This window comes from Mesorhizobium sp. INR15 (assembly GCF_015500075.1).
Taxonomy (GTDB): Bacteria; Pseudomonadota; Alphaproteobacteria; order Rhizobiales; family Rhizobiaceae; genus Mesorhizobium.
The window spans coordinates 2,566,621-2,586,388 of the sequence record NZ_CP045496.1; the positions used below are offsets into that span (position 1 = coordinate 2,566,621).

At 63.9% G+C, this 19,768-nt stretch carries 18 protein-coding genes; 9 read left to right on the forward strand and 9 right to left on the reverse strand.

From position 1 onward, the window contains the following. Positions 1-29 precede the first annotated feature (29 nt). Entirely contained in the window at positions 30-869 is an 840-nt protein-coding gene (locus GA829_RS12515) for a protein-L-isoaspartate O-methyltransferase family protein (RefSeq protein ID WP_195178803.1), read from the reverse strand. A gap of 96 nt (positions 870-965) precedes the next feature. After that, a complete protein-coding gene (locus tag GA829_RS12520; RefSeq protein WP_195178804.1) occupies positions 966-2,330 on the reverse strand; it encodes an Nramp family divalent metal transporter in 1,365 nt (454 codons plus the stop codon). A gap of 233 nt (positions 2,331-2,563) precedes the next feature. On the opposite strand from GA829_RS12520, the gene mntR reads away from it, so the two are divergent. Both mntR and GA829_RS12530 read left to right on the forward strand, forming a co-directional pair. Further along, positions 2,564-3,016 carry a manganese-binding transcriptional regulator MntR gene (mntR, locus tag GA829_RS12525; RefSeq protein WP_195178805.1) on the forward strand — a complete coding sequence of 151 codons (453 nt, stop codon included), beginning with the start codon at positions 2,564-2,566 and terminating at the stop codon, positions 3,014-3,016. A gap of 99 nt (positions 3,017-3,115) precedes the next feature. Beyond that, positions 3,116-3,304 carry a hypothetical protein gene (locus GA829_RS12530; RefSeq protein ID WP_195178806.1) on the forward strand — a complete coding sequence of 63 codons (189 nt, stop codon included), beginning with the start codon at positions 3,116-3,118 and terminating at the stop codon, positions 3,302-3,304. Between the two features lie 31 nt (positions 3,305-3,335). On the opposite strand, the gene GA829_RS12535 is transcribed toward GA829_RS12530, so the two are convergent. Next, positions 3,336-5,402 (reverse strand): hypothetical protein, encoded by a 2,067-nt coding sequence (locus GA829_RS12535; RefSeq protein ID WP_258052259.1) that lies wholly within the window; start codon positions 5,400-5,402, stop codon positions 3,336-3,338. A 194-nt stretch (positions 5,403-5,596) separates the two neighbouring features. Between GA829_RS12535 and ypfJ the strand changes: the two genes are divergently transcribed. The 3 genes from ypfJ to GA829_RS12550 all read left to right on the forward strand — a co-directional run bounded on the left by ypfJ (position 5,597) and on the right by GA829_RS12550 (position 8,862). Then, complete coding sequence (gene ypfJ, locus GA829_RS12540; protein ID WP_195178807.1) at positions 5,597-6,526, forward strand: KPN_02809 family neutral zinc metallopeptidase; 930 nt, start codon at positions 5,597-5,599, stop codon at positions 6,524-6,526. Between the two features lie 153 nt (positions 6,527-6,679). Beyond that, positions 6,680-7,945 carry a TCR/Tet family MFS transporter gene (locus GA829_RS12545; RefSeq protein ID WP_195178808.1) on the forward strand — a complete coding sequence of 422 codons (1,266 nt, stop codon included), beginning with the start codon at positions 6,680-6,682 and terminating at the stop codon, positions 7,943-7,945. Beyond that, positions 7,942-8,862, forward strand: coding sequence for an aldo/keto reductase (locus GA829_RS12550; RefSeq protein ID WP_195178809.1), 921 nt, complete (start codon positions 7,942-7,944; stop codon positions 8,860-8,862). The genes GA829_RS12545 and GA829_RS12550 overlap by 4 nt, the downstream gene beginning before the upstream one ends. Positions 8,863-8,966: 104 nt before the next feature. Here GA829_RS12550 and carA read toward each other — a convergent pair whose 3' ends face one another. Next, on the reverse strand, positions 8,967-10,178 hold the full coding sequence (gene carA / locus GA829_RS12555; RefSeq protein ID WP_195178810.1) for a glutamine-hydrolyzing carbamoyl-phosphate synthase small subunit: 1,212 nt from the start codon (positions 10,176-10,178) through the stop codon (positions 8,967-8,969). Between the two features lie 332 nt (positions 10,179-10,510). Here carA and GA829_RS12560 point away from each other — a divergent pair, with 332 nt between their 5' ends. Beyond that, positions 10,511-10,963, forward strand: a complete 453-nt coding sequence (locus GA829_RS12560) for a GatB/YqeY domain-containing protein (RefSeq protein ID WP_195178811.1) — start codon at positions 10,511-10,513, stop codon at positions 10,961-10,963. Between the two features lie 78 nt (positions 10,964-11,041). On the opposite strand, the gene GA829_RS12565 is transcribed toward GA829_RS12560, so the two are convergent. After that, a complete protein-coding gene (locus GA829_RS12565) occupies positions 11,042-11,965 on the reverse strand; it encodes a LysR family transcriptional regulator (RefSeq protein ID WP_195178812.1) in 924 nt (307 codons plus the stop codon). Positions 11,966-12,065: 100 nt separating this feature from the next. On the opposite strand from GA829_RS12565, the gene GA829_RS12570 reads away from it, so the two are divergent. Beyond that, entirely contained in the window at positions 12,066-12,857 is a 792-nt protein-coding gene (locus GA829_RS12570; RefSeq protein ID WP_195178813.1) for an alpha/beta fold hydrolase, read from the forward strand. A 112-nt stretch (positions 12,858-12,969) separates the two neighbouring features. After that, the gene (locus GA829_RS12575; protein ID WP_195178814.1) at positions 12,970-13,527 is read left to right on the forward strand and encodes a GNAT family N-acetyltransferase; all 558 of its coding nucleotides are present in this window, start codon (positions 12,970-12,972) and stop codon (positions 13,525-13,527) included. Positions 13,528-13,585: 58 nt separating this feature from the next. Here the strand turns inward: GA829_RS12575 and GA829_RS12580 are convergent, their stop codons facing one another. Then, entirely contained in the window at positions 13,586-14,002 is a 417-nt protein-coding gene (locus tag GA829_RS12580; protein WP_195178815.1) for a MerR family transcriptional regulator, read from the reverse strand. Between the two features lie 111 nt (positions 14,003-14,113). On the opposite strand from GA829_RS12580, the gene GA829_RS12585 reads away from it, so the two are divergent. Further along, positions 14,114-16,366, forward strand: coding sequence for a heavy metal translocating P-type ATPase (locus GA829_RS12585; protein ID WP_195178816.1), 2,253 nt, complete (start codon positions 14,114-14,116; stop codon positions 16,364-16,366). Positions 16,367-16,375: 9 nt separating this feature from the next. Here GA829_RS12585 and GA829_RS12590 read toward each other — a convergent pair whose 3' ends face one another. The 3 genes from GA829_RS12590 to GA829_RS12600 all read right to left on the reverse strand — a co-directional run bounded on the left by GA829_RS12590 (position 16,376) and on the right by GA829_RS12600 (position 19,659). Continuing rightward, positions 16,376-17,560 (reverse strand): MFS transporter, encoded by a 1,185-nt coding sequence (locus GA829_RS12590; protein WP_195178817.1) that lies wholly within the window; start codon positions 17,558-17,560, stop codon positions 16,376-16,378. A 101-nt stretch (positions 17,561-17,661) separates the two neighbouring features. After that, a complete protein-coding gene (locus tag GA829_RS12595; RefSeq protein WP_195178818.1) occupies positions 17,662-17,871 on the reverse strand; it encodes a DUF2061 domain-containing protein in 210 nt (69 codons plus the stop codon). A gap of 126 nt (positions 17,872-17,997) precedes the next feature. After that, on the reverse strand, positions 17,998-19,659 hold the full coding sequence (locus GA829_RS12600) for a Na/Pi cotransporter family protein (RefSeq protein ID WP_195178819.1): 1,662 nt from the start codon (positions 19,657-19,659) through the stop codon (positions 17,998-18,000). Between the last annotated feature and the right edge of the window lie 109 nt (positions 19,660-19,768).

Below are 19,768 nucleotides of genomic sequence, written 5' to 3' on the forward strand. Positions count from 1 at the left end.
ACAATTTTGTCGTCATAGAGGTCCGCGCCTCAATCGCGGGGCTTGGCGAGGCCGCGCGACGAGAACCAGACTTCGTCGAAGATGGCCGTGGCGGTGCGGTCGGGCAGCTTGTCCTCGGTCAGCCAGATCGAGCGGCCGCGGGCGGCCTGCTCGCGCGTCGGAATCTTGGCTGTGAGGTCCGCGACAGATGCACCGAAGCATGGGATAAACCATGAGCGCATGAATGGGTCGCAGGCGAGGCCCTTGTCGGTGCGGGTCACCATGACCGCGAAGGGCACCCGCTCGGCTGGCCGCCATGGGAAGATCATGCGGCCACCGGGTTGCAACGCCTTCAGCCAGCCGGCTGGTGGCGCCGCGACGCCGGCATTGACGTAGATGATGTCGGACCGGGGCAGGGGCGCGATGACAGCATCGCCATGGATGACGGTGACGTTGCCATAGGCTTCGAGGTTCGCTTTCGCCTTGGCGGCGAGATCGGCCTCCAGTTCGAAGGCGGTAACAGTGCCGCCGGGCGAAACCAGCCGGGCGAGCAAGGCGGTGTAGTAGCCGGTGCCGCTGCCGATATGGCAAACGGTCTCGCCGGGTTTCGGGCCGAGTTTCCCGATCCACATAGCGTGCAGGAACGGCTCGCCATTGTTGATGCCTTTCGCGGCATCGAGCGCCACCAGCACGTTCTGGTAGATCATGGCTGGATCGGCGCTCGGCGTTGTGATCTTGCCGTTGCCGGCGATGATCGTCCAAGGACCTGGCCCGAGAAAGGCCTCGCGCGGCACGGCGGCGAAAACCGATTCGAGGCGTGGATCGGGCGAGGCGGCATGGGCGGCCATCAGCCGGGCATAGAATGATCTGGCGTCTTCGATCCTCGTCATGACGGGGGAGAAGATAGCGCCGATTGCCGGTTTGTCGCGGTGTTTCCCCTGCCTTTTCCAGGCAAGAGGAAACCTTGAAAGCCGACCGCGTGAAACTCAGCCGACCCCGAACATGGTGTCGTAGAGGAGCTTGAAGTTGAGCACGAGGATGACCGCCGCGACAACCCAGGCAAGCGCTGCTACGCCACGCGGAATGACGAGATTGCCCATCATCTTCTTGTCGGAGACGAACTGCACCAGCGGGATCACGGCGAAGGGCAGTTGCATCGACAGGATCACCTGGCTGAAGACCAGCAGCTGGCCGGTGCCCTTCTCGCCATAGAGCGCGGTGACGACCACCATCGGGATGATGGCGAGGCCGCGCGTCAACAGCCGGCGTGCCCAGTTCGGGATGCGCAGGCGCAGAAAACCTTCCATGACGATCTGGCCGGCCAGTGTCGCCGTCACCGTTGAGTTCAGGCCCGAGGCCAGCAGCGCCACGGCAAACAGGATCGAAGCGATGCTCAGGCCAAGCAGCGGCGACAGCAGTTCGAAGGCCTGGCCGATCTCGGCGACGTCCTGATGCCCGGTGTTGTGGAAGGCCACGGCCGACACGATCAGAATCGAGGCGTTGACGAACAGCGCCAGCATCAGAGCGATGGTGGAGTCGGTCGTTGCCCACTTGATAGCGTCGCGCTTGCCTTTTTCGGTGCGTTCATAGGCGCGGGTCTGCACGATCGAAGAGTGCAGGTAGAGATTGTGCGGCATGACGGTGGCACCGATGATGCCGATGGCGATGTAGAGCATCGCCGGGTTGGTAACGATCTCGGACGACGGCACGAACATGGCGTGCAGGATCGAGCCGGCCGGCGGCGCGGCGACAAAGATCTGGATGGCAAAGCACGAGAAGATGATGATCAGAAGCGCGATGACGAAGGCTTCGAGATAGCGGAACCCCTTGTTCATCAGGAGAAGCACCAGGAAAGCGTCGAGCGCCGTCAGAAGTGCGCCGCCAATCAGCGGAATGCCGAACAGAAGCTGCAAGGCGATGGCGGTGCCGATGACCTCGGCCAGGTCGCAAGCGATGATCGCCAGCTCACAAGCGACCCACAGTACGAAATTGACCGGCCGCGGGTAATAGGCCCGGCAGGCCTGGGCAAGGTCGCGGCCGGTGGCGATGCCAAGCCTGGCGGCCAGCGCCTGCAACAGGATCGCCATCAGGTTCGACAGCATGATGATGAAGAGAAGCGTGTAGCCGAACTGGGCGCCGCCGGCGAGGTCGGTCGCCCAGTTGCCCGGGTCCATATAGCCGACCGAAACCATGTAGCCCGGCCCCATGAAGGCGAACAGCCGGCGGAACCAGGCGCCTGAACTCGGCACCGCGATGGTTGAATTGACTTCACGCAGGCTGGGCTGGTCATCATCCTCCGGCTTGGCGAACCGCCAGTTGGATCGGGAGGCTGTGGCTTCGGCTTCAGACATCGAAAGGCTTTCCGCAGGCTTGGATGGCAGTTTCCATCAAGCTATGCCACGGCTCAACATTATGCAATAGGCTATATTTCATTGTTTGTGCTTTCTATCGGCTCCTCCGGCCGCCGATGCGAAGGGATCATGGATCGCTGGTTGCGCGGGCCGGGGAATGCAAATAAACGGCGAGAAGAATCAGAGCCTGTGCTATAACCGCAAGGACTAACAAAACTCAGGAGGAGCGCGTATTGGCGCTGAAGAACAGACCGGTACCTCGCGAGCCGCTGCTTGATGCCGACGTTCACTCGGAGGGTTTCCGGCAGACGCGCGAAGCGCGCCGCAGCGCATTGGTCGAGGACTATGTCGAGCTGATCGCCGACCTGATCGAGGATGGCAATGAGGCGCGCCAGGTCGATATCGCGGCACGGCTCGGCGTCGCCCAGCCGACGGTGGCGAAGATGCTGACGCGGCTGTGCGCCGACGGGCTGGTATCGAGAAAACCCTATCGCGGCGTGTTCCTGACCGATGCTGGCCGCAAGGTGGCGGAGGAGAGCCGTATCCGCCATCAGACGGTAGAGGCCTTCCTGCGCTCGCTCGGCGTCAGCGCCGAGACGGCGCGCATCGATGCCGAAGGCATCGAGCATTACGTCAGCGTCGAAACACTTGAAGCGTTCCGCAAGGCGATGACCGCGGCGCGCTAAACCTCCACCAAGCGCGGAACTTCCAAACTCGCGGAACCGCGACACTTCCGATGCGTTGCTCCGACATGGCGCGATTGGCGCGCGGCAGAGGAGGACATCATGGGCGTTGAACAGGCACCGACGGCGAAGGGCAAGCAGGCGGCCAAGGGGCTGAAGCAGGCCGCCGCGCAGGACGAGCGCAAGACCGAGGCCGAGACCGGTCATCCGCTTAAGAAGGGCGCTGCCCGCTTCGAGGAGCGATCGAAAAGCTCCGACGGCAAGAGCGCTGGCAGCAAGCAGAAAATCTAGCAACGATCAATTCGACAGTTGAAAGCGGCGCTCACTGCGTGTCCTGCTTCCAGCTGCGCGGGTGGCCGTCGACACGGAACTGGAAGATGAAATAGGGCGGGATGCAGGTGCCTTCGCCGGGTTTTGCTTCGGGCAGATCGTCGTAACCGGCGGTGCAGATGTAATCCTCGCGGCAGGGATGCGCCTTGTCGCAGGCGCGCAGGCCGGCGGTCTTGGTGAATTCCTTGGTGCAGAACTTGTGGTCCTTGCCCGATGCGATGCAATCGTTGAAGCCGGTCTTGGCGAGACGGCCGCAACTCGCCTCGTCCGGCAGCTTGTCACATGTCGCCTTGCGCAGCATGCCACCGGGAAAGCCGCCGGTTTTCTGCTCGGGATTGTCATAGCGCTGCCGCGCCGCGCCGTAGCCGGCGAGTTTCACCACCGGCTTCTTGTCGCGCGCCGGGTCGATGGCGCAATCCTTGGCGGTGGCCGGCGACAGCCGGCAATATTTGTCATTGCCCCAGGCCGACATCCTGATCTCGCCGAACTCCACGGGGTCGCCGACCGCGGTGCCTTTTTCGCTGACGCAGGTGCCGAAACCGGGATGGATGGCGCTTTCGTGGACGCCGGCGCAGCGCAGGCCTTCGCCGCAGGTCCAGTCCTTGAAGCTCTCATCGTTGCCGCGATAGCAGATCGAGCCCCAGCCATTGTAGAGGTCGGTGCCTTTCAGCGCCTCGGCATATTTTGGGTCCGGACGGGCAGCGAATCCCTTGGTGAAATCCGGATGACCGCCGGCGGCGAATTCCTCGACTATGGCGCGGCGGCGCGGCAGGTCGGCGAAGAAGACGGCCGACCCCGGCACGAACACGGCGTTGCGGCGCGGCTCGCTGGCCGGGTCAGCGCCGGTATAGTGGAATCCGGCGATGCCATGCGTCTGGTGACAGCCGGTGCAGCTCATCTCATTGAGGCGCAGGTTGAAGCCGGCCACCGATTTGACGCTGCCGAGCGTGTTGCCTTTGGCGACATAATCCTTCAGCGCCTTGTCGATATCGGCATCATCGATCAGCCCGTAGGCGATGTTGTTCTGCGACCGGCTCAAGCCGCCGGGCGCCACGGAGACGGCGCTTTTGGCCAGGAATTTCTCATCGATGAGCAGCCGGCCATGGTCGAGGTCGTAGATGTTGCGGTCGGTCAGCAGCCATTTGGCGAAGGCCGGCTTGTCGGCGAGCACGGTGGCGCGGTCGATCTGGTTTTCCATCTTCGATTCATGGAAGCTCGATGTCGCCGGGTCCCATTTGAAGATCTTCAGCAGATACTCGGCATGGCCGCCGAAATCGCGCCGTGTCGAGGCCGACAGGCGCAGCACCTGCATGTTGAGCTCAAGCCGCATGATCTGCGACGAATTCAGCATGGCGCCGGAGAGGGGACCTTCGCTTGAGCGCAGCCATGCCGCCAGCTGATCCGGCGGCAGGTCCTTTTGCCCGGCGGCAAGCCAGCGTTTGGCGACATCGGCGCAGGACGCATCGGTGGCGCGTGGCAAGTCCTTCGAAGCGCGCGCCTGCGCCTGCGTGGGTTTTGCATTGAAGACCAGGCTCATGGTCAGTGGCAGGCGCGAGGAAATGCGTTGTGCCGGCTTGCCCTTGGCCGCCTTCTCCTCGACCGAATAGTGGAAGCGGTAGACCAGCCGGATCTCGCCGCATTCGGTGTGGCCGAGATAGCCGCGATCCATGCGGTTGATGACGCCGGTCAGATCCAGCGTCGAGCCGTCGTCATCAATGTATTTCGGGTTGAATTTCTGGCTGGTGTCGTTCGACCTCGCCATCGCCGCGACATAGGGGTCGGGGCTGGCTTTCGGTTCGTCGATGATCTGCTGTTTGACGGCGTCGCGGACTGTCGCTAGTGCCGGCACCGAGAACAGGCCGTGATTGTCGACATCGCGGGTGAGGCCAAGAGCCGGCCCGAGCAAACGGCTGATCGACAGGCCGTCACGCTCCAAAGCCTGCAAGGTGGCGGGATCGGTGACGGCGACGCTGGAATCGAGCGTTGTCGCGCCGGCAGGGTCAGAGCCAAGGCAGAACAGCGCTGCAATCAGCGACAGGATCAGGTTTGATATCCGCAAGCCGCATTTCCCTCTTTGCCCAGGATGCTACAGCCCTGGCGCCGTCCCCGCCAGAGTGGCGAAGCCGGCACATCGCCCCGGTTGGCCACGAAAAATGCTGTGACTTGGTGCAACCATTGGGATAATTGTTTGTTGGGTCGAGCTGGCCCTGTGTGCCGGCTCAAACCGGGAAGTTCGCAGCGCGAGGAGTTGCCATGCTCTGGAAGGGCCGTCGTCAGAGTGACAATGTCGAGGACGACCGCAGCGACAGCGGCGGCGGCGGATTGGGCGGCGGCAGCCCGGGCCAGTTCCGCATCCCGATTGGTGGCAGCGCCGGCGGTGGCGGCAGCATCATCCTGGTCATCCTGGTGGTGATTGCCGGCTGGTATTTCGGCTTCGATCCTTCGGCAATCTTGGGCGGTGGCGATGGCAGCGTGCTGCCGGGTGGCGGCGGCCAGGTCACCGACAACAGCGGTAATCAGGGCGGCGGCACCGGCGCGCCCGCCAATGACGAGATGAAGCAGTTCGTCGCGACCGTGCTGGCCGAGACCGAAGACACCTGGACCGGCATCTTCAAGTCGCAAGGCCTGACTTATGAGGACCCGAAGCTTGTGCTGTTCAGTGGGCAAATCCGCTCTGCCTGTGGGTCCGCTTCCTCGTCGGCCGGACCTTTCTATTGTCCTGGCGACCGCAAGGTCTATCTCGACATGACCTTCTTCCAGCAGCTCGACCAGCAATTCGGTGCGTCGGGAGAGTTCGCGCGGGCCTATGTCATCGCCCATGAAGTTGGCCACCATGTCCAGAACCTGTTGGGCACCATGGCGAAGTTCGATCAGGCGCGGCAAGGCGCGAGCGAGGCCGACGCCAACCAGATGTCGGTGCGCATCGAGCTGCAAGCGGACTGCTTCGCCGGCGTGTGGGCGCATTTCACCGCGCAGAAGGGCATATTGGAGCAGGGCGACATCGAAAGCGCGCTCAACGCCGCCAAGCAGATCGGCGACGACACGCTGCAGAAGAAGATGCAGGGCTATGTCGTGCCTGAAAGCTTCAACCATGGCACATCGCAGCAACGCCAGACCTGGCTGGCGCGAGGCTACAAGAGCGGCAAGCTGTCGGATTGTGACACGCTGAGCGGCCCGCTTTAAGCACTCGTCCTACCGCAATTTCCTGATGGCAAAGAAGCCGTCAGGGAATGTCAGGATCAAACATTCTTGCCTGTTCTCGCATTGTTCCTTTTCGCGGGCTCGCCTATAAGGTGCGTCCGCTTGCACCTGTGCGGCTGAGGAGCTTGACCCGTCATGATAGACCCCAAAACCGCCAGGCGGGGCCTTGCGCTTGTTTTCACAACGCTGCTGCTCGACATTATCGGCTTCGGCATCATCATGCCGGTGCTGCCGGCCTATCTGCAGGAACTGACCGGCGTCGGCGTCAGCGAGGCTGCCATCGAGGGTGGCTGGCTGTTCTTCGTCTACGCCGCGATGCAGTTCTTCTTCGCACCCATCATGGGCGGGTTGAGCGACCGGTTCGGACGGCGGCCAATTCTGCTTGCCTCCGTGTTCACATTCGCCATCGACAACCTGATCTGCGCACTCGCGTGGTCCTATCCCATGCTGTTCATCGGGCGTGTGCTGGCCGGCATTTCGGGCGCCAGCTATTCGACGACATCGGCTTTCATCGCCGACATTTCGAACGACGAGAACCGGGCGAAGAATTTCGGCCTGCTCGGCATAGCCTTCGGCGTCGGTTTCGTCATTGGGCCGGTCCTGGGCGGACTGCTCGGCACGTTCGGGCCGCGCGTGCCGTTCTTTTTCGCCGCCGGGCTTGCCTTCGTGAATTTCCTGATCGCGATGTTCCTGCTGCCGGAAACACTCGACGACAAGCACCGCCGCCGCTTCGAGTGGAAACGCGCCAACCCGGTCGGCACGCTGCTGCAGATGCGCCAATACAAGGGCATCGGCTGGATCGGCCTCGTCTTCTTCCTGATGACGCTCGGGCACATGATGTATCCGGCGGTCTGGTCGTTCGTCTCCAGCTACCGCTATGGCTGGAGCCAGCAGCAGATCGGCTTCTCGCTCGGCGCCTTCGGCCTGTGCGGAGCGATTGTCATGGCGACCGTCCTGCCGCGCGTCATCCCCAGGCTCGGTGAATGGAAGACGGCGGCGATCGGTCTCGCGTTCACAGCGTTCAGCGCTCTTGGCTATGCCTTCTCGACGCATGGCTGGATGATCTACGCGGTGATTGTCGCCGGCTGCCTTGAAGCCCTGGCCGACCCGCCGCTCAGAAGCCTGGCCGCCGGCAAGGTGCCGCCTTCGGCGCAAGGCGAGTTGCAAGGCGCGATGACCTCGATCTTCTCGATCACCTCGATCATCACGCCGCTGCTCTATACGGCGGTATTTTCCTGGTTCACCGGCCCCAATGCGCCGGTGGTGTTCGGCGGCGCGCCCTATCTCCTCGGCGCGGTGTTCCTCGTCCTGGCGCTCATCGTCTTCGTCACCAAGGTCGCGCGGCCGGCAATGCTCAAGACCGTCACGGTCGGCGTCGCGGAAGAGGGAGCGCAGGTATGAGCCATGACAGCCGCATTGGGCTGACCAGCGATGGGCTGTCGCTGTCGCGCCTGGTCTTCGGCGCATGGCGGCTCCTCGATGGCGCGGTGCCTCCGGCCGCGGAGGCCGTTGCCCGGCTGATCGGCACGGCGGCCGATCTCGGCCTGACCAGCTTTGACCATGCCGATATCTATGGGAACTACGAGGTGGAGGCGGCTTTTGGCGCCGGGCTGGCGCACTGGCACGGAAAGCGGGATGCGATCGAGCTGATCTCGAAATGCGATATCATGCTGGCCTCGGCCAACCGCCCGCAAAACCGGCTGAAGCACTATGACACCAGTGCCGGCCATATCACGGCGTCGGTCGACCGTTCGCTCTCCAATCTGCGTACCGATTATCTTGACCTGCTTCTGCTGCACCGGCCGGACCCGCTGACGGATGCCGACGAAACGGCGGCGGCGCTGGCGGCCCTGGTCAAGGCCGGCAAGGTGAGGGCGGTTGGCGTCTCCAATTTCACGCCATCGCAGTTCGATCTTCTGGCCTCGCGGCTGCCCTTCGCGCTTGTCACCAACCAGATCGAGATGTCGGTGCTGAAGACCTCTGCGCTGACCGACGGCAGCCTCGACCATGCGCAGCGGCTTGCCTATGCGCCGATGATCTGGTCGCCGCTCGGCGGCGGCTCGCTCTTCACGGGCACGGAGCAGAGGGAGGCGCGGGTGCGCGCGGCACTGGCGAGCGTCGCTGCTGAAACCGGCGCCGGCGATCTCGCCACGGTCGCCATCGCCTGGCTGCTGCGGCATCCGGCGCGGCTGGTGCCGGTGCTGGGCTCGATGAAGCCGGAACGGCTGGCTGCCATGGTCAAGGCGCTCGATATCGTGCTCGACCGCCAGCAATGGTTCTCCCTCCTGGAAGCCAGCGAAGGCCGGCCGGTGGCTTGAGGATCAGAGCAGTTCAGTGATTGGTAGAATCACTAAACTGCTCTAACTCTTTGTTTTTACGCAATTCCCAACGGAAAGTGCTACGCCTTTTTCCTGGAATTCCTCTAAGCCCGCTCGGCCAGCAGTTCCTCGCCACGCTTTGCGCGGATCAGGTTGACGAAGCGGCGGAACAGATAGTGCGAATCCTGCGGGCCGGGCGATGCCTCGGGGTGGTGCTGGACCGAGAACACCGGGCGTCCGGTCAGTGTGATGCCGCAGTTCGAGCCGTCGAACAGCGAGACGTGGGTTTCCTCGACGCCCGATGGCAGCGAGTCGGCATCGACCGCAAAGCCATGGTTCATCGAAACGATCTCGACCTTGCCGGTGGTGTGGTCCTTGACCGGATGGTTGGCGCCGTGGTGGCCCTGATGCATCTTGGCGGTCTTGCCGCCCAGCGCCAGGGCCAGCATCTGATGGCCAAGGCAGATGCCGAACACCGGAATGTCTGATTTCAACAGGTCCTGGATGACAGGCACGGCATAGTCGCCGGTGGCTTCCGGATCGCCGGGGCCGTTGGACAAGAAGATGCCGTCCGGCTGCATGGCGAGGATTTCCTCGGCGCCGGTCTTGGCCGGCACCACGGTGACCTTGGCGCCAAGCCCGGCAAGCAGGCGCAGGATGTTGCGCTTGACGCCATAGTCGATGGCCACGACATGCATGGTCGGTTCGGCCTGTTCGCCAAAGCCTTCGTTCCACACCCAGGGTGTTTCACGCCAGACCGACGACTGGCCTGACGTCACTTCCTTGGCGAGGTCGAGCCCGATCAGGCCCGACCAAGCGGCGGCGCGCTGCTTCAGGTCGTCAATGTCGAAGACACCATCGGGCGCGTGCGCGATGACGGCGTTGGGCATGCCCTTTTCGCGGATCAGGGCGGTCAGCGCGCGGGTGTCGATGCCCGAGAGCGCGACGATACCGCGCTTCTTCAGCCATTCATCGAGGCCAACTCCGGCACGGTAATTGGACGGGTTGGTGACATCGGCCTTGAACACCGCGCCGACAGCGCCGGCCCGCGCGACGGGGTTGAGGTCCTCGATATCCTCGTCATTGGTGCCGATATTGCCGATATGCGGGAAGGTGAAGGTGACGATCTGGCCGGCATAGGACGGATCGGTGAGGATTTCCTGGTAGCCGGTCAGTGCCGTGTTGAAGCAGACCTCGGCAACCGCCGAGCCGGTGGCGCCCAGGCCGCGACCCTCGATGACCGTGCCGTCGGCCAGGACCAGCAAGGCGGTCGGCTTTTCGTTGGCCCAGGCGGGCGTGGACGCGGTGGTGGCCATGGTGGCGCTCCTAACAGGCTGCTTGCGGATTGTCCCGGCAACGGGACGATCCTCGCAGCAAACAGCGCGGCAGCGATTTCTCGAGCCTGCGCGCTAATCTTCTATCCTGTTCATCCCGTCTCCCAAAACCGCTGGACGCTTTTGGGCGGCACGAACTCATTGTCATATGCAAGGCCGAGTACATAGGGGAAGGCGCCAGAACGGTCAATGATGCAGCCAATGGCCGGCACCGATTTATTTCCCTGAACAATATCAGTGATTTGCTTGATGGAATCCGGGTTTGCCTTGCGCTTTCGGCGAGGCTATTGTCCGCGCCGATTGAAGGAGAAAGCATGATGCGCGGAAAAATCGCCGAATCCCTGAAGAGCGCCATGAAGGCGCAGGACAAGCGCCGGCTGCCGACGCTGCGGCTGATCCAGGCCGCCATCCATGACCGCGACATCCTCAACCGCGGCTCGGCCAAGGAGCCGGCCAGCGACGAGGAAATCCTGCAGATCCTGGCCAAGATGGTGAAGCAGCGCGAGGAGTCGGCCAAGGCGTTCGATGACGGCAAGCGTCCGGAACTGGCCGCGCAGGAGCGCGATGAGATGAGCATCATCCGCGACTTCCTGCCGACGCAGCTCGACGACGCCGCTATTGCCGCCGCGGCGCGCGAAGCGATCGCGGCCACCGGCGCCGCCAGCCAGAAGGACATGGGCAAGGTGATCGCCGCGCTGAAGCAGAAATATTCCGGTCAGATGGATTTCGGCAAGGCCAGCGGCATCGTCAAGGGGCTGCTGCAGTAGGAGGCTTGCCGCGGCTCGCACGTATGCAGCCTGTGCGACCAAACGGCGTCCTCACTCTGCGCCCGGTTCTCGACTTGCCTACAAGCCGAGTTCCCCAGGTAGCGCGCGCAGCAAACCTGGTGCTTCCTGCTGGACATGATCCCACAAGCGGCTCGCGACCGGTCCGTGCGGCCGGTCGCGGCGGCGTGCGACCACCAGCTCCTCGATGCGGCCGGGCAGATGACGGCCGGCAATGGACAGCAGGCGCCCGTCGCGCAGCTCGTCCTCGATCAGGAAGCGGGGCATGTGGCCCCACCCGAGGCCCTGCAGGATGATTTCCTTCTTCATACCCTGGTCGGCCACCATGCATTGTGGCGCGCCTTCGATCACGAAATAGTCCTGTTGCGGTGAATGGCGGGCGCTGTCGCGCATGACGCATTGGGTGAATGCCTGCATCTTTTCCAGCGTGATCGGCTGTTCAATGGGCTGCGGCAGAAAGCCCGGGGCCACCACGGGAATGAATGGCACCTTGCCGAGGTCGATCCATTCGACCCGGGCATCGCCCTTGTCGATCCAGTGCAAAATGAGGTCGGCCTTGTCATCGAAGAGGCGTTCCCATGGGCCGGACACTGACTCGAAATGCAGGTGCAACCGCGTGCCGGGGCATTGGGCGAAGAACCGCCCCAGCGTCCCCAGCACCCGTGGGCGCGGGCAGAGGTCGCCGATCACCACATGGATATCGCTTTCCTCTCCCATCGACAGCTGGGCGGCATGGACGCGTAGGCCTTCCAATTCATGCAGTAGCGACCGAGCCCGGCGGTGGAACGACAGTCCGGCTTCCGTCGGCCGTACGCGGTAGCCGCTGCGATCAAGGAGAATGAGGTCGAGCTGTCGTTCCAGCTTGGCGACGGCGGCGAACACCGCCGGATGCGAGCGGTGGAGTATGGCTGCCGCCGGCTGAAAGCCACCGGTGCGGATCACCGCATCGAAGCATTGCAGGTCGTGCAGTGTGAATTCGGCCATGTCGGCTTTTCTTACAGAGAATGTCTTATCTTTGTAATATCACCAAAAACAGACCACGACTACGCTTTGCCTCATTCAAAGGTCCAGAAGGAATTTCACCATGAATGAGCTGAATTTCGTGATCATCGGCGATGGCACGCGCATCGCCTATCGCTTCGACGGCGAGGCCGGGAAACCGGTGCTGGTTCTGTCGAACTCCATCGGCACCACATTGCACATGTGGGACGGACAGATCGACGAATTGTCGCAGCATTTCCACGTCCTGCGTTACGATTTTCGCGGCCATGGCGGGTCGAGTGCTCCGGCCGGTGCCTATTCGCTTGACCGGCTCGGCCGCGACGTGATCGAGCTGCTTGATGCGCTCGCCATTGGACGTGTGCATTTCCTCGGCTTGTCGCTGGGTGGCTTTGTCGGGCAATGGCTCGGCGTGCATGCGCCTGAGCGGATCGACCGGCTGATCCTGAGCAACACCTCATCCCATTTGTCGCCGGCAAGTTATTTCGACGAGCGGATTGTCGCCACGCTGCAGGCGCCGGACATGTCCGAAACAGCCGAAGTGTTCCTCAACAACTGGTTTCCCGCGCGCATGGTGGCGGCAAATGAGCCTGTCATCGAGGAATTTCGCGCGATGCTGCTCGGCATCGACCGGCACGGCCTGGCCGGCCTGTTCGCGGCGGTTCGCGATGCCGACCTTCGCCGGCCCATCGCACTCATTCCCAACCCGACACTGGTGATCGCCGGTGAGCACGACACCGTGACGGCGGCCAGCCACAGCGAGCTGATCGCGGCTGTGGTGCCTGGGGCGAAGCTGGTTGTCCTGCCCGCGGTTCACCTGTCGAACGTCGAATACCCCGCCGAGTTCATGCGGACGGTACTCGATTTCCTGGGCTGAGCGAGGGCGGATGACGAATTCGATCAAGCTTCCTCGATCCGGCTCTAGATGACACCGGCTTGAGACACGTCCTGGCCTCGGCTATGCCCGTTTCGGGGCCAGGACATGGATCATGATTGAAATCGTCAAACCCGGGCTGGAACATCTGCCGTCCTACAAGGCGGCCTTGGAGCGCGGCTGGTCTCCGGACAATGTGCGGCTGATGGAAGCGACGCGCGAGCAGCTTGCCGCCATCGAGGAGGATCCAGCTGGTTTTCTGGCCAGCCTCGACGACCCAGAAGCCAAGGGGCCGCCGATCACCATGCCGGACGGCAGCGAGGTGCCGCGCCTGCCGGGCTTCCGGCGCTGGATCTGGGACGGCGAAGCGGCCGGTTCGATCGGCTTTCGCTGGCAGAAGGGCACATCGGCGCTGCCGCCGCATGTGCTTGGCCATATCGGCTATGCCGTGGTGCCATGGAAGCGGCAGCGCGGCTATGCGACCGAGGCGCTGCGGCTGATGCTGGATGAGGCAAGGGCGGTTGGCCTCGCCTATGTCGAGATCACCGCCAAGCCCGGCAACCCGGCCTCGCACAAGGTGATCCTGGCCAATGGCGGCAAGCTGGTGGAGCGATTTTTCGAGCACGCCGCCTATGGCGGGGTGGAGAGCCTGCGCTTCCGGATCGATCTGTAAGGCAGCCGTTTAGGCCCCCGTCGGCTCAGCAAGGCGCGTTCGGCCTGCTCAGGCCACGTCAGCCATGCTCGTCGGCGCATAGCGCGTGGTCGGACAGCGCGCGGATGACATAGCAGTCGCCAACCGTCTTGCCGTCGCAGCACGTCGCGATGCGCTCGAGCTCGGCTTCCAGCCGCTTCAACTGGGCGATCTTGTCGCGCACGGAAACCAGCTGTTCCCCGGCGATGCGGTCGGCGTGGCCGCACGGCTGCTCCGGGTGGCCGCTGAGCTCGATCAGGGCACGGATGTCCTCCACGGCGAAGCCGAGGTCGCGGGCGTGGCGAATGAACGCCAGCCGCTCCAGTTCCTGCCTGGAGTAGCGGCGCTGGTTGCCTTCGGAGCGCTCCGGCGCGGCAACCAGGCCCATCTGCTCGTAGTAGCGGATGGTGGGCACCTTGACCCCGGTGCGGCGCGACAGGTCACCGATCGAAAACATAAAATTTTCCTCTTGAAGCTCTAGTGACTAGAGGAATTACAGTGTCCGACATCAGGGTTCAAGACCCCTGCGGCGGCACGCCGCGCGGGGGAAAGACAGACAGGTGATGTGATGACGGCTTCCCTCAAGCAGACGCGGTTCAAGATCGGCGGCATGGATTGCGCCTCCTGTGCGGCGAAGATCGACACTGCGGTGCGCCGCCTCGACGGGGTTGCCGACGTTTCGGTTTCCGTGACCGGCGCCTCGATGACGGTCAGCCATGGCGGCGCCTTGCCCGAAGACAAGGTGCTGCGGCAGGTGGCGCGGCTCGGCTACGGCATCGTCAAGGCTGATGTCAAAGCCGGCGCGCGCATTTCGGCTGGCAAGGCGGATGATCACAACCATGCTGATCACGAGGGCCACGATCACGAAGGCCACGACCATGAGGGCCATGATCATGGCGGCCAGCCTGCCGGCAAGGAAGCGGCGGCTTCGTCTCATCTTCATAGCGATGCCGAGCCGGGGCAGGCATGGTGGCGCTCCCGCCGCGCGGCACTGACGCTGAGCTGTGCGGCAGCACTGCTTGCAGCCTATGGCATCGGCCATGTGGTCCCCGCTGTTGAACGATGGGCGTTTCTGGCGGCGCTGCTGGTCGGGCTGGTGCCGATCGCCAGGCGCGCGTTGATGGCGGCGTTGGCCGGTACGCCGTTCTCGATCGAAATGCTGATGACCATTGCCGCCGTTGGCGCGGTGATGATTGGCGCGACGGAAGAAGCGGCCGCCGTGGTTGTGCTGTTCCTGATCGGCGAAATGCTGGAAGGCGTCGCCGCCGGGCGGGCACGGGCCAGCATCCAGGGCCTGGCCGACCTGGTGCCGAAGACGGCACTGGTCGAGCGCAATGGCGACATCGTCGAGCTTGCCGCCGAAGAACTCGCTGTCGGCGATGTGATCGTCGTGCGGCCCGGCGACCGCATTCCGGCCGATGGCGAGATCATCGAGGGATCGAGCGACATTGATGAAGCGCCGGTGACCGGCGAAAGCACGCCGAAGCGCAAGAGTGTCGGCGAAGCAGTCTTTGCCGGCACGATCAGCACCGACGGCGTGCTCAAGCTGCGGGTCACGGCGGCGGCCTCCGACAACACCATTGCCCGCGTGGTGCGGCTGGTCGAGGAAGCGCAGGAGGCCAAGGCGCCGACCGAGCGGTTCATTGACCGTTTTTCGCATTACTACACGCCTGCGGTGCTGGTGGTCGGTGCGCTGGTGGCGCTTTTGCCGCCGCTGCTGGCGGGCGGCGACTGGAACGAATGGATCTACAAAGGCCTGGCGATCCTGTTGATCGGCTGCCCCTGCGCGCTGGTCATCTCGACGCCGGCGGCGATCGCGGCAGGCCTGGCTACAGGCGCACGGCGCGGCCTGTTGATGAAGGGCGGCGCGGTGCTGGAAGGCTTTGCCGGGATCACGGCGGTGGCTTTCGACAAGACCGGCACGCTGACGCAGGGCAAGCCTGTGGTCACCGATGTGCTGCCGTTTGGCCGGGATGAACGCGCCGTGCTGGCGCTGGCGGCGGCACTGGAGCAAGGCTCCAGCCATCCACTCGCCGTGGCGATCCTCGACCGGGCCAAGGCCGACAAGGCGCCGGTGCCGCCGGCATTGGCGGCCAGGGCGATCTCCGGCAAGGGCGTCGAAGGCAAGGTTGGCGGTGTCGCGGTCTTCCTTGGCTCAGGGCAGGCAGCTGCTGAACGCGCAACGCTGACCGAAGCGCAGCGTCTGGCCATCGACGGTCTCAACAGCCAGGGCAAGACCGTGTCGGTGCTGGTCGCCGATGGAACCGTGGCTGGACTGATCGCGATGCGCGATGAGCCGAGGGCGGATGCAGCGGCCGGCATCGCCGCGCTGAAGGGCGAGGGCATCCGCGCCGTGATGCTGACTGGCGACAACAGCCGCACGGCTGAAGCGATCGCTGCTTCACTCGGCATCGAGGCGCGGGCGGAGTTGTTGCCACAGGATAAGCAGCGCATCGTCGGCGAGTTGCAGGGCGAGGGGCTCAAGGTCGCCAAGGTCGGCGACGGCATCAACGACGCGCCGGCGCTTGCCGCTGCCGATATCGGCATTGCCATGGGCGGCGGCACGGATGTGGCGCTGGAGACGGCGGATGCGGCGATCCTGCATGGCCGGGTCACCGATGTCTGGCGCATGATCAAGCTATCGCGCGCGGTCATGGCCAACATCCGCCAGAACATCACCGTGGCGCTGGGACTGAAGGTGGTGTTCCTGGTCACCACCATCGCCGGCATCACTGGCCTGTGGCCGGCGATCCTGGCCGATACCGGTGCCACCGTGCTGGTCACCGCCAACGCCATGCGCCTGCTGCGCTGGCGCGGATGATTGCTTGAGTTAGGCGGTGGTGGCAGGCTGCGGTGGCCTGACGTCGCTGCGGGCTTCCCAGATATGGGACGTGACGGCGACGACCATCGCCACCAGCATGGCCAGCACGCCGAGCAGTGGCAGGCTGCGGTAGCCATAGCCGCTGTTGAGCATGGCGGCGCCAAGCGATGCGGCAAGCGCGATGCCGACATTGAAGCCGGACGGGATCAGCGACGAGGCAAGGTTCGATGCGTCAGCGGTCCAGGCCAGGATACGGGTCTGGATTGGCGTGCCGATGGCGAAGTTGAGCCCGCCCCAGATGACGATGGCGATGGCCATCGGCACGGGGTAGGGGCTGACGGCATAGATCACGCCAAGCGTCACCGCCTGCAGGCCAAGCATGGTGATCAGTGACGGCATCAGCTTCCAGTCGGCGAGCTTGCCGCCGAGAAAGACGCCGATGGTGGCGCCGACACCGTTGAGCAGCAGCACCCAGGGCACCAGGCTTTCATCAAGGCCGGTGACTTCGACCAGCGTGGGGGTGATGTAGGTGAACAGGCCGAACTGGCCGATCATCAGCATCAGCATCAGGATCAGCGACGTCCAGACCTGCTGGCGGGCCAGCACGCGAACTTCGCGCGCCAGGCTGGCCGGCTTGGCCGACGACCCCGTTGTGCGCGGCAACAGCGCCGCCATGGCGAGTGTCGACGCCGCACCCAGGCCACACATGACCCAGAAGGTGGCGCGCCAGCCCCAGATGTTGCCGATGGCCGTGCCGGCCGGCACACCGATAATGTTGGAAACGGTGAGGCCGGACAGGATGACGGCGACAGCCATGCCGCGCTGATCCTCGCGCACCAGGCCAACCGCAACGACCATGGCAACACCGAAATAGGCGCCATGCGCCACGGCGACCGCGATGCGCAGCAACAGCATGGAGGTGAAGTCAGGCGCCAGCGCGCAGGCCGCCTGGCCGATGGTGAAGGCGGTGGCGATGCCGAGCAGCAAGGTCTTGCGGGACAGGCTCTTGGTGGCCAGCGTCAGCAACGGGCCGCCGATTGCGATGCCGCCGGCATAGCCGGAGACGAGATAGCCGGCCGAGGGAACAGAGACGCCAAGGCCTTCCGCCACCTGCGGCAGCACGCCGGCGATGACGAATTCGGTGGTGCCGAAAGCGAAAGCGGCGATGAACAGGGCAATCAGCGGCAGCGACATGCAGTGGGACCTTGAAAGGAAGGGCTCAAACCACGGATGATCGCGGTGGGCAATCCAGAAATTATCGCCGCCGGTTTAGCTTTTCTTGATCCATGGCAAGCCTAGGCCGCTGTCTTGCGTCCATAAGGGATCTTCAACCAGGCGCGTTCATGGAAATAGTAGAGCAGCGACTTGGTGACGACCTCGGTCAGGCCAATGGTCGCGGCGAGCTTGATGCTGCCTGTGATGATGAGCGAGATGATCATCGTGTCGATGGTGCCGGTGACGCGCCAGGACAGCGCCTTGGCGAAACTGCGCGAATGGGTATCCATCGATTTCCTCCGAAGTCTGGACTGCGATGCTTATCCTGATCGGTGGAAATGGGGCAAAGGTAATTTTGCCGCCGAAACACTGGCAGTGCGCAATTTTTGGAGAGCGGCGGCAGAGAAGCCGCTGTCTCAGCTCGCCTTCAGCCTTGTGCCGCCGAGCAGGCCGCGCTCTTCCAGCACGGGATAAGCCATCGAGGCCAGCAGCGAGTTGATCTGCTTAAGGTCGCGGATGGTGTCGAGGTGGATGGAACTGGTCTCGACGCTCTTGGCGGTGCCGTCGCGCAGCCTCACAAAGTGGCTGGCGCTGGTTTCCTTCTCGCGGTCGCGCAGCCGGTCCTTCTCCAGCACAAGCTGGCGGGCGGTCTCGAGGTCGCGCGACACCAGCACATTGAAGGCCAGCCGTGCATTGGCCAGCACCGAGGTGTGGAAGGCGCAGAGCTCGCTCCAGCCCTCTGGCGTGAATTCCAGTCCGCGCTCCAGCTTCTTCTTCACATGCACCAGCATGTTGCGGACGATGATGTCGCCGACCTGCTCCAGCTTGACGCAGGCGCCGATCAGTTCCTGGCAGCGCAGCGCCTCGTCCTCGGTCAGCGGGTTCTTAGTGACCTTGGCGAGGTAGAGCTTGATTGCCGCGTGCTTGCGGTCGACGCGGTCATCGAGGGCCGCCAGTGCCTTGATCTTGTCGGAGTCGGCACTTTCGTAGAGTTCGATAATGCGCTTGATCATGATCTCGACCGTCTCACAGACCCGCACCACCTCGCGGGTGGCATTGGCCAGTGCCTGGCTCGGCACGTCGAGGGCGCTTTCATTGAGGGCGGACAGTTCCACCACGTCAAGCGTCGCGGGTGCGGGCTTGGTGCCGAGCGCCACGATCTTTTCCGAGGCGCGGTAGACGAGCCCCGCCAGCGGCAGGCCGGCCAGCAGGATTACCACGTTGAACAGGATGTGGGCGTTGACGATCTGGTCCGAGGCCGTCGCGCCAAGGAAGGCGACATGCGGCTTGAAGGTCATGAACAGGATCAGGATGATCAAAGAGCCGAGCCCGCGCATCAAAAGGTTGCCGATCGGCACGACGCGCACTTCAGGCCCCGCCGAGCGGGTCAGCATCGGGGCGATGAGCGACGAACCGAGATTGACGCCAAGGATGAGGACGAAGCCGAGTTCTGGGGTGATCAGGCCACGGCCGGCCAGCGTCGCCATCAGCAGGACGGCGGCGATGCTGGACTGGAACAGCCAGGTGATCAGCGCCGCCAGAAGATAGGCGGTGATGGAATCGCTGGAGAAGTAGTTGAGGATGACCGGCAGTAACTGGCTGTTGCGCAGCGGCTCCGAGGCCTGGCCGATCATTTCCAGCGACAGGATCAGAAGGCCGATGCCGACCAGGATGCGGCCGGTCTGGCGCCAGTCGCGCCGCTCGGTCGCCATGAACATGACCGTGCCGGTGATCAGGCAGAGCGGCACCAGCAAGGTCAGATCGAAAGTGAGCAGCTTGACCACCAGCGCCGAGCCGATTTCAGCGCCGCGCACGGCCAGCTGGCCCGACATGCCGGAAACGATGCCTGCGCCGGCGAAGGAGCCGACCAGCAATGTCACGGCGGTGGAGCTTTGCAGGGCCACCGAGAGGCCGCAGCCGGCCAGCACCGCCATAAGCGGATTGCGCATGGTGGCGCGCAGCTTGTGGCGCAGCACGTTGCCATAGGCGCGTTCGACGCCGGTTTTCACCATACGGGTGGCAAACAGCATCAGCGCCACCGCGCCGGCCAGATGCAGAAGGACGACGGAACCGCTCATGTCAGCCTCGACAAGCCGGCACGCGTCCATGGCAATGAGGTGAGCGGGCTTGGGCGAAAGAGGGCGCGAATCATCAGCATCAGGGTAGCCAAATATGAGGTCGATTTAC

Excerpts from the sequence above, each read along its gene's own strand:
- GA829_RS12515 (WP_195178803.1), bottom strand. The coding sequence starts at position 869 with ATGACGAGGATCGAAGACGCCAGATCATTCTATGCCCGGCTGATGGCC.
- GA829_RS12520 (WP_195178804.1), bottom strand. The coding sequence starts at position 2,330 with ATGTCTGAAGCCGAAGCCACAGCCTCCCGATCCAACTGGCGGTTCGCC.
- GA829_RS12530 (WP_195178806.1), top strand. The coding sequence starts at position 3,116 with ATGGGCGTTGAACAGGCACCGACGGCGAAGGGCAAGCAGGCGGCCAAG.
- ypfJ (WP_195178807.1), top strand. The coding sequence starts at position 5,597 with ATGCTCTGGAAGGGCCGTCGTCAGAGTGACAATGTCGAGGACGACCGC.
- GA829_RS12545 (WP_195178808.1), top strand. The coding sequence starts at position 6,680 with ATGATAGACCCCAAAACCGCCAGGCGGGGCCTTGCGCTTGTTTTCACA.
- GA829_RS12550 (WP_195178809.1), top strand. The coding sequence starts at position 7,942 with ATGAGCCATGACAGCCGCATTGGGCTGACCAGCGATGGGCTGTCGCTG.
- carA (WP_195178810.1), bottom strand. The coding sequence starts at position 10,178 with ATGGCCACCACCGCGTCCACGCCCGCCTGGGCCAACGAAAAGCCGACC.
- GA829_RS12560 (WP_195178811.1), top strand. The coding sequence starts at position 10,511 with ATGATGCGCGGAAAAATCGCCGAATCCCTGAAGAGCGCCATGAAGGCG.
- GA829_RS12565 (WP_195178812.1), bottom strand. The coding sequence starts at position 11,965 with ATGGCCGAATTCACACTGCACGACCTGCAATGCTTCGATGCGGTGATC.
- GA829_RS12570 (WP_195178813.1), top strand. The coding sequence starts at position 12,066 with ATGAATGAGCTGAATTTCGTGATCATCGGCGATGGCACGCGCATCGCC.
- GA829_RS12575 (WP_195178814.1), top strand. The coding sequence starts at position 12,970 with ATGATTGAAATCGTCAAACCCGGGCTGGAACATCTGCCGTCCTACAAG.
- GA829_RS12580 (WP_195178815.1), bottom strand. The coding sequence starts at position 14,002 with ATGTTTTCGATCGGTGACCTGTCGCGCCGCACCGGGGTCAAGGTGCCC.
- GA829_RS12585 (WP_195178816.1), top strand. The coding sequence starts at position 14,114 with ATGACGGCTTCCCTCAAGCAGACGCGGTTCAAGATCGGCGGCATGGAT.
- GA829_RS12590 (WP_195178817.1), bottom strand. The coding sequence starts at position 17,560 with ATGTCGCTGCCGCTGATTGCCCTGTTCATCGCCGCTTTCGCTTTCGGC.
- GA829_RS12595 (WP_195178818.1), bottom strand. The coding sequence starts at position 17,871 with ATGGATACCCATTCGCGCAGTTTCGCCAAGGCGCTGTCCTGGCGCGTC.
- GA829_RS12600 (WP_195178819.1), bottom strand. The coding sequence starts at position 19,659 with ATGAGCGGTTCCGTCGTCCTTCTGCATCTGGCCGGCGCGGTGGCGCTG.